Genomic DNA, 13,256 nt, shown 5'->3' with positions numbered 1-13,256 from the left:
TAAGCAAGTATAAATATAGTTGATTTACCACAAGCCACATCCGTTTGACCCAATTTTTATACTTTGCCAGATTAGAACTGTAGGACCACTTACTTTGCTATAAAACAAAAAAGGCTCGCTAAGTATAGCGAGCCTTTTTTACTTGAGTTTATACTTTGTTACTGGTTAACTTCAGTTGATTTGATCAGCTTACGTACCAGGAAGTCAGTCATCATATTAAAGCGGTGCAGCGATGTGATGCCGCCACCCACGCCGTGGTTACGGTTCGGGTAGTAGAAGCTTTCGAACTGTTTGTTAGCACTGATCAGGGCATCCTGCATAGCTACTGCATTCTGAAAATGTACGTTATCATCACCAGTTCCGTGAATCAGCAACAGTTCGCCCTGCAGTTTATCAGCAAAGAAAAGTGGTGAGTTATCGTCGTAACCAGCTGCGTTATCCTGTGGTTTTTTCAGGAAGCGCTCTGTGTAAATGCTGTCGTAGTATCTCCAGTTAGTAACAGGGGCAACCGAAATACCAGCTGCAAATACGCCGTTACCTTTCGTTAAGCCCAGCAGCGTCATGTACCCACCAAAGCTATGGCCCCAGATACCGATGCGGTTCTTATCAACATACGACTGGTTGCCTAACCACTTGGCAGCTTCTATCTGGTCTTCAATTTCATACTTGCCCAGGTTGGCGTAGGTCATTTTCTTGAACTCAGCGCCGCGGGCACCTGTACCACGGTTATCTACACTTACAACTATAAGACCTTTGTTAGCCAGCACCTGGTACCACAGGTAGTTGCTTCCGCCCCAGCTGTTGGTTACCGTCTGCGAGCCCGGACCACCGTACACAAACATCAGTACAGGGTATTTTTTCTTAGGATCGAAATCCGTTGGTTTTATCATGAAACCATTCAGCTCAGTACCGTCAGAGGTTTTCATTTTAAAGAATTCCTGTTTCGCGATGTCATACTGGGCCAGTGTGTTTTTCAGTTTGGCGTTGTCTTCCAGCATCTTTATCAGCTTGCCATCTTTTGCAGTGTGCAGGCTAACTGTAGTTGGCACATTGGCTGCCGAGTGGTAATCTAAATAATACTTAAAGTCGGTGCTCATGTTAATGCTGTGCGTTCCGGCTTTTTCAGTCAGGCGGGTTTTCTTTTTGCCTTTGCTGCTGATGCTGTATAGGTGGCGATCAAGCGGCGATACTTCCGTAGACATAAAGTATAAACGGTCGTTCTTCTCATCGAAGCCTACATAGCTGCTTACTTCCCAGTTGCCTTTTGTTATCTGGCGCACCAGTTTGCCATCCATTTTGTACAGGTACAGGTGGTTAAAACCATCTTTCTCTGAGCTATGGATAAAATGCTTGCCATCTTTCAGGTAAGTCAGGTCGTCGGTAATATCAATGTAAGCCTTATCTGTTTCTTTCAGAACCACATCCGCTTTACCGGTTGTAGCATTGGCGTGCAAAATCTCCAAGGTGTTCTGCAGACGGTTCATTTTCTGGATAGAAACCAAATTAGGATTGTTGGTCCATTTGATGCGCGGGATGTAGATATCTTCCTCGCTGCCAGTATCCATTTTCACGGTTTTGCCGCTGGCCACATCATACACCGATACTTTTACTTTTGAGTTAGCCTCGCCAGCTTTCGGGTATTTAAATTTATAGTCCTGCGGATATAGGTCGCCCCACATCTGCATGTTAAACTCCGGCACATTGGTCTCATCGAAAGTATAGAATGCGATCTTCTTTCCATCCGGCGACCAATGGAAGCCCTGCGCAAAAGAGAATTCCTCCTCATAAACCCAGTCTGCATACCCGTTCATGATGGAGTTATACTTTCCATCTGTCGTGATCTGCGTTTCTTTCATGCTGGCCAGGTCGGTTACAAACATGTTGCCTTCGCGGGCAAAAGCTACACGCTTCGCATCCGGAGAGAACGTAGCGTACATCTGTTTGCCACCATCGCTCAGCTTGGTCAGTTTTTTAGAGGCGATATCGTAAATGTAGAACTCAGCTTTAGACGAACGGCGGTAGATCGGCTCTGTTTCTGTTGAGAACAACACCTTTTGCTCATCCGAAGAGAACGTGTAGTTATCGAACTGGATAGGTGTACTGCTGCCGGCTGGCTTCAGGTTTTCGCCTTCAATAATGGTGCTTACCGCTTTGCCTGTAGTTACATCATACTTTACAATGTCGGCTACTTTGTTCTGCTCATCAGCAACTGTAGAGCTATAGTACTGGCCATCTTTCATCCAGTTTACACCATACACCGACTGGGCACGGAAGGTACCTTTGCGGTAGATATCCTCCAGGGTGATGTCTTTTTTCTGCTGGGCCTGCGCCACAAAAGTGAAGCAAAGCAACAGAGCAGCCAAAAGGTTTGATCTGAGTTTGATATACATGCGTTTAGTTAATTGTTAGTTTAGCTCCCCTAATTTAGTTGAATATTATTGTTATGCCATAGGTAACAGCTAAAACCATACTTGCAATACACTTATAAGTATAAAAAAAGCGGCAGCCCCTTCCGGAACCGCCGCCAACTGAAAACAGGTATTTTTATTTATACTTAGAAATTATAGCCGACTGTAAACATTACGTTGTTTTGCTTATTGTCCAGGTCCACGATCGGGTCAAAAGTAGCATCTTCGAAAGTATAAGGCGAATACTGCTTCTTACCCGAAGAATGCGTGAAGGCTACATCGGCATAATATTTCTGTAAACGCACGCCTGCACCCACAGTCAGGGTGTTGATTTTGGCATCGAGGCTGCTGTTTTTGTACGGACTGGCAGATACGGCATAGCCCGCTCTTAAACGGAACACTTCGTAACGGCCTTCGGCACCTATTTTATAGTTCAGAGCAGATTTGTAAAGATCATCTATGCGGCTGTTCACGCCACTGAAATAACTGCCATAGCCATCGCTGTCATCGTTTGAGAAGCGCATGCTGCTGTAATCTATATATTCCACATCAGCCGTTACAAAGCCATACTTGCTCAGGAAAACCGCTACCCCACCGTTGGCTTTAAAAGGCGTTGTAAGGCGATAAGTAAACTCTCCTGGCAATTCTGATGCGCTGTAATTTTCAACAGGGCCACCGTTTGACTGCAGCGTAGAGTATAAAGAGCGGTCGTATGCTTCGTTAAAAGTATACCACGTTGGCGTTTGCAGGCTCAGGCCAAATCGAAAAGCATCAACCGGTTTTATAATTACACCCACTTTCAGGTTTGCACCAGAGCCTTCAGTGGTAAATTCATCGCGTAGTTCCAGGCTTGTAAAATCAGTAGTTACGTCAGAATCGCTTTCCCTGTAAATGCGCTCCTGTGTAAAGCTGGATGTGATGATTCCTAAAGATGCACCCAAGTATACTTTATCGCGGAAACTGGCACCAAAGGCAAAGTCAAACTGGTTCTGAGAACCTCTTCGCTCCAGCTCTTCAGCTATGCTGATGTTATTGCTCAGCGTATCGATCGGCAAGCCATCACTTCCGAAGTTGAGCAGATAAGTACCATAAGCTAAGCCTTCCAGGGATGTGATCCCATTATCGAATTCATCATCCAGGTCAGCGGCAGTACGGTTGTTTAAGTAAGCCTGCTCTGCAAAGTAATTCAGGATGGTGGCATCATTCGGGCCGGTAGTACCCTTATAAAAAGTGCGGTTGTTAAAGCTGTTGAGCCTGGTAATGCCAATACCAAAAGTAGTGCCGCGCCAGTCGCTGCTGGTATCGTCATCGCTGCGGCGCTTACTGAATACAACTCCTGCGTGAGGTATACTTATTGTGGTTCGCTCGTCTGGTGTGGTCTGGCCAAGAAAGCGGGAATCGGTAGTATTGTTTTCAAAGCCTATACCTAAGTTTGCTTCTGACCTGCGGAACATACCCAAACCTGCCGGGTTCACGCCTATTGTAGAAATATCAGCGCCAAGTGCTGTCTGTGCCCCGCCTATGCCTTGTATACGGGCCGAGCCGGTGATACCTAAACGGGTATAGCGCAATGCATCTATCTCATTCTGAGCCAAAGCGGTTCCGCTCCAGCCTAGCAAAAGAGCCAGGCTGGCCGAAAATATCTTATTTATTCTCATGTGTGTTTTAGCTGAAGGTTAGTTTCCCCGGCGCGGTCTGCCGCTGCTGCTATTGCTATTAGAACCGCTGTTACTAGAGTTATTAGATGGTGTGCTGCTGCGCTGCTCATAAGTATTGCTGCTGCGTTCGTAGCTTCTGCTTTCGGTACGTTCTGTGCGCTGGCGCTGCTCGGGTTGTCTATACTCTCTCACCGGTGCGCTTTCTGTACTTGGCGTATAATCTCGAATACGTTCCTGGCGCTGGCGCTGTGCAGGTTGGTTATACTCTCCGCTTGGTGCACGTTCCTGGCGGCGCGGCTGTATGCGTTCAGTCTCGGTTCTTGGTCTAAGCTGGCGTTGTTCTGTTGGTTGCGGCCTAACCTGGCGCTCTCTTGTAGTAGGCCTGTCGGTACGTGGCACATATTCATCTGTTCTTGGCCTGGCTGGCAACGCTTCTTTGGTTTCATTTACTGCTGGTACATTATTGGTGCGCTCGGTACGGGCCGGGCGGCCTGGGCGAACAGTTCCAGTATTGCCTGCCGGGTTAGTGGCCCGCTGCTCATTTCCTTCTGAAAGTGTTCCGCGTTCTGTTCTGCCTGTACTTCTTCCGCCTGCATCAATGCGTTCACCACCGCGCTCGCCGCGTGGGCCATACTGTACTTTCCTGACCATGCCTGGTCTGTCGTGGTAATATCCGTGGCCTGAGTAATACCCCTGGTAAAAACCCTGATAGAAACCATTGTAATAGTTGTTATACCTTCCCCAACCATAATGGCCGCCATAGTATGGGTGCCTGTTCCAGCCATAACCACCCCAGCCATAGTTAACACCAATAATAACGCTTACACCAGATCTGTAAGGTGTCCAGTAAGGTGAGTAAGCTATTGGGGCATACAATGGATCATAGAATGGATCATAGAACGGATCGTAATATGGGGTATAACGGTTGTAGCGGCTATAGCCATAGTATGTAGATGGGTAATAAGCGGCACTGCTCCAGTATGGGTCTATAAAGGAATAGTTTGGCCTGTACCAGTTGTTTCGTGGGTTATATTCGCGGCCATCGTAGTATTCATCGCCGTAGTAATTATCTATTATAGCGCTGCTGCTACCAGATGAGTATTCCGGATTTACAACCTCGCCTTCTGTAAGTGGTTGCTCTTCCTGTGCGTAGCTTTCTTCCTGAATCTGTACTTCTGGTTGCACATACTCGGTTTTATCAGAAGAGCTATAGTACATGTCGTCGTACTCAGTCGACTGCATAGCTGAATGGCTGCTGCAACCCGCCAGCAACCCCATGAGCAATGGCGCTATAGCGATAGTAAATGATCTTTTCATGGCATTCTGGGAGTTAAACTGCTTCTAAATCAAAGATAAACACACAATAGCGCAAAACCTTATCAATAGTATAATATATTAACGTAATTTTGAGCTGGTTTGATATTCTTTTCTTCTAGCACAGAAGCAAATATTATTCCAAAAATATCTCAAAATAGAAATACTGTAAATATTTATTAAAAAATGAGCAAAGGGCTACCAAAAAGAAGCGAAGACTACTCCTTGTGGTATAACGAACTGGTAAAAAAAGCAGGCTTAGCCGAAAACTCTGCTGTGCGTGGCTGTATGGTTATAAAACCATACGGGTATGCCATCTGGGAGAAAATGCAACGCCAGCTAGATGATATGTTTAAGGCAACAGGCCACCAGAACGCATACTTCCCGCTATTCGTGCCCAAAAGCTTGTTCGAAGCTGAAGAACAGAACGCCGAAGGTTTTGCAAAAGAATGTGCCGTAGTTACACATTACCGCCTGCAAACCGACCCTGATAAGCCAGGAAAACTGCGCGTAGATCCGAATGCCAAACTGGAAGAAGAACTTATAGTTAGACCAACTTCTGAGGCTGTAATCTGGAACACCTACAAGGGTTGGATACAAAGCTATCGCGACCTGCCATTACTTATAAACCAGTGGGCAAACGTAGTGCGTTGGGAAATGCGCACACGCCTGTTCCTACGCACCGCTGAGTTCCTGTGGCAGGAAGGCCACACCGCTCACGCTACTGCTAAAGAAGCTATCGCCGAAACTGAGCAGATGCTGGAAGTATACGCTACGTTTGCCGAGCAATACATTGCCCTGCCGGTTATACGTGGTGTAAAAACACCGAACGAGCGTTTTGCCGGCGCTTTAGATACCTATTGCATTGAAGGTCTGATGCAGGATGGCAAGGCATTACAGGCTGGTACGTCTCACTTTCTGGGCCAGAATTTTGCCAAGGCTTTTGATGTGAAGTTTGCTACCAAAGATGGCGGCCTGGAGCACGTTTGGGGAACCTCATGGGGGGTAAGTACACGCTTAATGGGCGCGCTGGTAATGGCGCATTCTGATGATGAAGGTCTGGTATTACCTCCAAAACTGGCTCCGATACAGGTTGTAATCGTTCCAATCTACAAAGGCGAAGAGCAGCTTGCCCAGATAAGTGATAAAGTGTTGCAGCTAAAGAAAGAGCTGGAAGCAAAAGGCATCAGCGTGAAGTTTGACGACCGTGATACCGAGCGCCCAGGCTTTAAGTTTGCCGAATGGGAGCTAAAAGGTGTGCCGGTACGCATCGCCATCGGGGCCCGCGACCTGGAAAACGGTACTGCAGAAGTTGCCCGCCGCGATACAAAAGAGAAAAGCTCGCAGCAGTTCGACAGCCTAGCGACTTACATTCCTGCGTTGCTGGATGAGATTCAGGAGAACATTTACAACAGAGCCCTGACTTACCGCGAAGAGCACACCACTAAAGTAGATAGCTACGAAGAGTTTAAAGATGTACTGGAGAACAAAGGAGGCTTTGTGTTAGCGCACTGGGATGGCACTCCTGAAACCGAAGAACGCATAAAAGAAGAGACAAAAGCAACTATACGCTGCATCGCACTTAACACCCCTGATGAAGACGGTGTAGACATGCTGACCGGCAAGCCAAGCAAGCGCCGCGTATACTTTGCAAAAGCTTATTAATTATTGATTGGCAATTGCTGACTGTTGATCGGCAAGAGTAACTATAAATAAAGCGCCACTTCTGAATAAGGAGTGGCGCTTTTGTATTGCCCTTTTCCAAGCTTTAGTCTGAATCGGGCTTGCTTTAATCTTGAAGCGTTCGCAACTCCTACGAGCGTTTTGCTACGGAGAAACGGTTAGTCCACGAGACCTCCAAGGTTTTGCAAACGCTCGTAGGTCTTTGGAGCCGGTGCAATAGCTATAAGCATAGTTTCATAGCCCAAGTATAATCATCTCCCTCGCCCCTCCAAAGGTACTTCGGCTTGTATTACTGATAATTGGTGGATCTGCTACAAAGTATAAAATGTAACTACTGCTTTATAAAACGAAGAAATACAGCAAAGTATAAAATCTTGCTATCGAACTCAGAGCCATCGTTGACTCGTAATAATATCAGGTGATTCAACTATAATATTTCGTAATCCCATATAAAATTTACTATATTTACTAATATACCAACAGGCACGCTATGCTTATAGACTGGATAACGGTAATACTGCTAATACTGATAGGGCTTACACTTATTATTGTGGAGCTGATATTTGTACCAGGCACCACCATTATAGGCATCCTTGGATTTATACTTACAGCCATAGGCATCTGGATTGGGTATGCAGCCCTAGGGTCTAATACCGGTCATGTGATATTGGCGGCAGCAGTGTTGGTAGGTGGTATTGCTTTCTTTTATAGCTTCCGCTCCGATGTCTGGACACGGTTTGCACTAAAGGAAAGAAACGAGAGCCACGTAAATGAAGAGTTTGCCCAGACATTTGAGATAGGTGAGATTGGCCGCACGGTATCGGCGTTGCGCCCACAGGGCACGGCCATTTTCCGCGACAGCCAACAGGAAGTTCAAACCAACGGCGAGTATTTAGAACCTAATACACAAGTTCGTATTATCAGACTAAGTCAGAATAAAATTATTGTAGAGAAAATCAGCTAACCTTTATAAATGGAAATATCCGTTATTCTTCTGATCGCAGGAGCCATTATCCTGCTCATGATCTTTTTATACTTTGTGCCGATCAGCCTATGGATCACGGCACAGTTCTCGAATGTACGCGTAGGGCTGCTGGAGTTGGTATTTATGCGCATCCGCAAAGTGCCGCCAAGCCTTATTGTTAACTCCATGATAAACGCGACCAAGGCAGGTATAGCTGTCACCACATCCGAGCTGGAAACTCACTTTCTGGCGGGGGGCAATGTACCAACTGTTATCAAAGCCTTAATTTCTGCTGACAAGGCAAACATTCCGTTATCGTTTAAGCAGGCTACGGCTATAGATCTGGCAGGTCGTAACGTGTTTGAAGCTGTAACCACATCCGTTAATCCGAAAGTAATAAATACACCTAACGTGGCCGCCGTGGCCCAGGATGGTATACAACTGATTGCAAAGGCTAGAGTAACAGTTCGTGCCAACATTATGCAATTGGTAGGTGGTGCCGGCGAAGAAACCATACTTGCCCGTGTGGGTGAAGGTATTGTTACGTCTATCGGTTCATCTATTTCGCATAAAGCTGTACTGGAAAACCCGGATATGATCTCGAAACTGGTATTGCAGAAAGGCCTTGACGCCGGCACAGCTTACGAGATACTTTCTATTGATATTGCCGATGTAGATGTAGGTGAAAACATTGGTGCCAAACTACAGATAGACCAGGCTAACGCCGACCTGAAAGTAGCCGAAGCCAAAGCCGAAGAGCGCCGCGCTATGGCCGTAGCCGTGGAGCAGGAAATGAAAGCCAAAGCCCAGGAAGCCCGTGCCTCTGTAATTGCAGCCGAAGTAGAGATTCCGCAGGCTATTGCAGCTGCCTTCCGTAGCGGCAACTTAGGTATCATGGATTACTATAAAATGCAGAACATCCAGTCTGATACTGACATGCGAAACTCGATAGCCAACCCTAACCAGGGCGGGCCAACCAGACCAACCTCATAACTAAACTCAACTATAAATACAAAGGCCACAACTTTAGGTAGTTGTGGCCTTTGTATTTTGTGCAAGTACAAGTATAAGTCTTAGCTCTCTTTCAGCGTAATTTTGCGCTCAACGCTGTTGTATGGCCCCGGTATCAGGTTGCCATTATTATCTACCAGCTCCAGTTTTATAGTTGTTTCGCCCATTGGCAGGCCTTCTATAATGTGAGGCATCCACTTATCCAGCATGAATTCAGTGCCATTAATGGTAGCGCGAACTTTATTGCCTTTAGCAGACAGCTCGGTGTTTACCAGGTAAAAATCCAGCATAATACGCTTGGTATCTGGGCCTACATACTCGCCTTTTGGCCGGCTGTAAAACATATGCGGCGCCTTCATATCAAACTGCATACGCTCAGCGGGTTTCCCGGCAGTAACCATACGCAGGTCATAAGCGCCTTTGTGTTTCAGGCTTTCGTGGTACGATCTTGATAGAAAAGAAAGTATAACATGGTCGCCTTCTTTCAGCTCTTTTGTAAAGGTTGTTTCATAATGGGCTGTATATGGTTCGTTATCTACAATATTATGAATGTGCTGACCTTGCTGCGAATTGGCCATGTGCTCTGCATTGGAGTGCGGTGTCATGCGTGTAAGCTGGAAGTTAGACAACTCATACGAGAACTCCACCGGCCCGGCTTCTACTACGCCATCGGCAGGGGGCACATTCAGGCGCAACTGCGATTCAGGGTATTGTTGCGAATCATTAAAGGCAAATACACGCAAGCCATTTTTAGACATAACAGCGCCGGTTGGTGTAGGGCCTCCATCGGTGCTTGCTATGGGTGCGCGGGTTTCAGTATCCTGTGTCTGTCGGGCAGTGTCACAGGCAGAAAAACCCAGCAATAGCATCGATGCCAGGAGTAAATACGATTTTTTCATTTATTTATGGTTTGGTTAGGGGATACAGCTAAGTAGGCGGTAATAATTTTTCGTATATTGCGAACTACGAGAAGATTACAAAAAAGTATACAGATTGTATTTATGAGCGAGATTTTGTTTGACGAAGTGCCGTCGCTGGACTTAGCTGATTTCACTTCAGGAGACCCGGAAAGAAGAGCACAGTTCGTGAAAAAGTTAGGTGATGCTTACCAGAACATCGGTTTTATTGCCCTACGTAACCATGGCCTGAGCGATGATCTGACACAGAAACTGTATGCTGCTACTAAAAAGTTTTTTGCCCTGCCTGATGAGGTGAAGCAGAAGTACGAAAACCCGGAACTGGCTGGCCAGCGTGGCTACACAGGCAAAGGAAAAGAGCATGCAAAAGGCCGCAACACTGGCGACTTGAAAGAGTTTTACCATGTTGGGCAGGAAGTAACTGACAACGACCCGATCAAAAGCGAATACCCTGATAACATCTTCCCTGAAGAGGTACCAGAATTTAAGGAAGTAACGCTGGAGGCTTACCGTAAATTAGAAGCTGCAGGCAAGCAAGTGCTTAGAGCTATTGCCATTCATATTGGCTTACCTGAAAATTACTTTGACGACAAAGTGCATAACGGTAACAGCATTCTGCGCCCGATCCATTACTTCCCGATCGAGAACCCGGATGCAGTTCCGGCTGATGCAGTACGTGCTGCCGAGCATGGTGACATCAACCTGATCACATTGCTGATGGGCGCTAGCGCCGATGGCTTGCAGGTACTTCGCCGCGATGGCAAGTGGATTCCAATTACAGCCCTGCCAGAGCAGGTAGTGGTAAACGTAGGTGATATGATGGCCCGCCTTACCAACAACAAGCTGAAGTCTACTATCCACCGTGTGGTTAACCCGCCGCGCGAGCTGATGAACACTTCACGCTATTCTATTCCGTTTTTTATGCACCCACGTTCTGAAATGGACCTGACCTGCCTGGAGAACTGCATAGATGAGCAAAACCCAAAAGCTTACCCGGATGCAACAGCAGGTGAATTCCTGAATGAGCGCCTGATAGAGCTAGGGTTGAAAAAAGCATAACACCACCAATAACCTAAAAGAGAGATAGCTTACCGCTGTCTCTCTTTTTTTGATATTCAGGCATGAGCTTGCGCTACTACATCTTCCTGAAAGACGTTTTGATGCTCGCCCTTACCGCGTTTGGGGGCCCACAGGCGCATATTGCCATGATGTTTAAGCTGCTGGTAGAAAAACGCCGCTACCTTACCGAGCAAGACCTGATAGAACTCAATGCCCTTTGCAATATTTTACCTGGCCCCTCCTCTACTCAAACTATAACAGCTATTGGCTATAAAATCGGAGGGCCCAATTTAGCATATCTTACCTTACTTGTTTGGTTATTGCCTGCCTCCGTTGCCATGACCGCCGCTGCACTGGTTATTTCATACTTACAGCAACAAGGCGTTTCCCTTAAATTCCTTCGCATTATACAACCAATGGCTGTTGCTTATGTAGCTTATGCTGCCTACCGCATCAGCTCAAAAGTAGTGCATACCCGGCTGGCTGTCAGCCTGATGGTTGTTTCGGCTATACTTTCCTACTTCTTCCGGTCGCCCTGGGCATATCCTGCCTTGCTTATTGCAGGTGGCGCAATTACAGCTTTACACTTCCGGCAGCACCCTAAAGAAGAAGATAAGAAGCTGCGCATACAGTGGGCAAATTTTATACTTTACGCAGGCGTACTTATAACTGCGGCTGTTGTGGGTGCTACTACTTCTTCGCTACCGGTCAGGTTGTTCGAGAATTTTTACCGTAACGGCAGCCTTATTTTCGGAGGAGGCCAGGTATTAATCCCGCTTATGTATACTGAGTTTGTGGATTTTAAAGGTTACCTCACCGCCGAGGAGTTTTTGTCGGGTTATGCGATTGTGCAGGCACTACCCGGGCCGGTATTTTCTTTTTGCTCTTACATTGGTACACTAACAATGCGCAACTACGGAATTTGGGGGCAGTTACTGGGGGCTTTTGTGGCTACAGTTGGCATTTTCCTACCTGGCACTTTCCTGATCTTCTTTGTGATACGGTTCTGGGACGAATTAAAAAAATACAGGGTAGTACGTGCATCGCTGGAAGGAATAAGTGCTGTGAGCTCAGGCATGGTGGTAGCCGCCGCCATTATGCTTTACCACCCGATAGATAACACGATCATTAACGTGAGCATCGTTATTATAACATTCTGCCTACTTATGTTTACCCGCATTCCGGCACCCGTACTTATTATTTCAGGCTTACTGATCGGGTTTATACTTCCATAAAAAAAGAAGGTACAGGACCTACCTATACCTTCTTCACAAATGCTTAGTAAGTATAAACTTACTTTATCAGGCTCAGCAGATACTCGCCATAGCCACTTTTGCGCAAAGGCTCTGCCACGCGTTGCAATTGCCCGGCATCAATAAAGCCCATGCGGTAAGCTACTTCTTCTATCGAACCTATCTTCAGGCCCTGGCGCTCCTCAATAACCTGCACAAAAGTAGCAGCCTGCATCAGCGATTGGATGGTGCCGGTGTCGAGCCAGGCGGTTCCCCTGTCCAGGATGCCTACTTTCAGTTTGCCCTGGCGCAGGTATTCTTTGTTCACATCCGTTATCTCATACTCACCGCGCGGGCTTGGCTGCAGGTTTTTGGCAATTTCCACTACATCGTTGTCGTAGAAGTATAAACCCGGCACGGCATAGTTTGATTTTGGCTCTTTAGGCTTCTCTTCTATCGAGATGGCATTCAAATTTTTGTCAAACTCCACCACACCATAACGCTCCGGGTCCTGCACATGGTAGGCATACACCACGCCACCGTCCGGATCGTTGTTTTGCTGCAACAGCTTGCTCATACCTGAGCCATAGAAAATGTTATCGCCAAGTATAAGCGCTACTTTGTCTTTGCCAATAAACTCTTCTCCGATCACAAAAGCCTGCGCCAGACCGTTCGGCACTTCCTGCACAGCATAACTGAAGTTACACCCGATCTGGCTTCCATCGCCCAGCAGGCGCTCAAACAGGGGAAGATCGTGCGGGGTAGAGATGATCAGAATATCCCGAATGCCGGCCAGCATCAGCGTAGACAGCGGGTAATAGATCATCGGCTTGTCGTAGATCGGCATCAGTTGCTTGCTAACAGCCAGCGTGAGTGGGTGCAGGCGGGTACCGGAGCCCCCGGCAAGTATAATTCCTTTCATAGGTTTTATTGTTGTGCTTAATTGTTGATTGCTTTTTCCTGCAATCAACAATTAAACTTTCTGCCATTTTGTAAAATTGTTCAGTTTG

10 protein-coding genes are annotated in these 13,256 nt (G+C 46.7%); 5 read left to right on the top strand and 5 right to left on the bottom strand.

The window, feature by feature from the left end:
- Nucleotides 1-158: 158 nt before the first annotated feature.
- The 3 genes from LWP20_RS01755 to LWP20_RS01745 all read right to left on the bottom strand — a co-directional run bounded on the left by LWP20_RS01755 (nucleotide 159) and on the right by LWP20_RS01745 (nucleotide 5,383).
- The gene (locus LWP20_RS01755; protein WP_242926392.1) at nucleotides 159-2,390 is read right to left on the bottom strand and encodes a S9 family peptidase; all 2,232 of its coding nucleotides are present in this window, start codon (nucleotides 2,388-2,390) and stop codon (nucleotides 159-161) included.
- Nucleotides 2,391-2,554: 164 nt separating this feature from the next.
- On the bottom strand, nucleotides 2,555-4,066 hold the full coding sequence (locus LWP20_RS01750) for an OmpP1/FadL family transporter (RefSeq protein ID WP_242926391.1): 1,512 nt from the start codon (nucleotides 4,064-4,066) through the stop codon (nucleotides 2,555-2,557).
- 18 nt (nucleotides 4,067-4,084) lie between these two features.
- Entirely contained in the window at nucleotides 4,085-5,383 is a 1,299-nt protein-coding gene (locus LWP20_RS01745) for a hypothetical protein (RefSeq protein ID WP_242926390.1), read from the bottom strand.
- 183 nt (nucleotides 5,384-5,566) lie between these two features.
- Here LWP20_RS01745 and proS point away from each other — a divergent pair, with 183 nt between their 5' ends.
- The 3 genes from proS (at nucleotide 5,567) to floA (ending at nucleotide 9,020) form a co-directional block, all read left to right on the top strand.
- Entirely contained in the window at nucleotides 5,567-7,045 is a 1,479-nt protein-coding gene (proS, locus tag LWP20_RS01740; protein WP_242926389.1) for a proline--tRNA ligase, read from the top strand.
- Nucleotides 7,046-7,553: 508 nt separating this feature from the next.
- Nucleotides 7,554-8,027 (top strand): NfeD family protein, encoded by a 474-nt coding sequence (locus tag LWP20_RS01735; RefSeq protein ID WP_242926388.1) that lies wholly within the window; start codon nucleotides 7,554-7,556, stop codon nucleotides 8,025-8,027.
- Nucleotides 8,028-8,036: 9 nt separating this feature from the next.
- On the top strand, nucleotides 8,037-9,020 hold the full coding sequence (floA, locus tag LWP20_RS01730) for a flotillin-like protein FloA (protein ID WP_242926387.1): 984 nt from the start codon (nucleotides 8,037-8,039) through the stop codon (nucleotides 9,018-9,020).
- An 80-nt stretch (nucleotides 9,021-9,100) separates the two neighbouring features.
- Here the strand turns inward: floA and LWP20_RS01725 are convergent, their stop codons facing one another.
- Nucleotides 9,101-9,937, bottom strand: coding sequence for a hypothetical protein (locus tag LWP20_RS01725; RefSeq protein WP_242926386.1), 837 nt, complete (start codon nucleotides 9,935-9,937; stop codon nucleotides 9,101-9,103).
- Between the two features lie 102 nt (nucleotides 9,938-10,039).
- Between LWP20_RS01725 and LWP20_RS01720 the strand changes: the two genes are divergently transcribed.
- Nucleotides 10,040-11,014, top strand: coding sequence for an isopenicillin N synthase family dioxygenase (locus LWP20_RS01720; protein ID WP_242926385.1), 975 nt, complete (start codon nucleotides 10,040-10,042; stop codon nucleotides 11,012-11,014).
- 62 nt (nucleotides 11,015-11,076) lie between these two features.
- Nucleotides 11,077-12,249, top strand: coding sequence for a chromate efflux transporter (chrA, locus tag LWP20_RS01715; RefSeq protein WP_242926384.1), 1,173 nt, complete (start codon nucleotides 11,077-11,079; stop codon nucleotides 12,247-12,249).
- A 58-nt stretch (nucleotides 12,250-12,307) separates the two neighbouring features.
- Here chrA and rfbA read toward each other — a convergent pair whose 3' ends face one another.
- Complete coding sequence (gene rfbA / locus LWP20_RS01710; RefSeq protein WP_242926383.1) at nucleotides 12,308-13,168, bottom strand: glucose-1-phosphate thymidylyltransferase RfbA; 861 nt, start codon at nucleotides 13,166-13,168, stop codon at nucleotides 12,308-12,310.
- Nucleotides 13,169-13,256 lie beyond the last annotated feature (88 nt).

The sequence above is a fragment of the Pontibacter vulgaris genome, from assembly GCF_022758145.1.
Classification (GTDB): Bacteria; Bacteroidota; Bacteroidia; order Cytophagales; family Hymenobacteraceae; genus Pontibacter; species Pontibacter vulgaris.
Note: the sequence above shows the minus strand (reverse complement) of the source record. Positions and strands in the feature narration are given on the sequence as shown.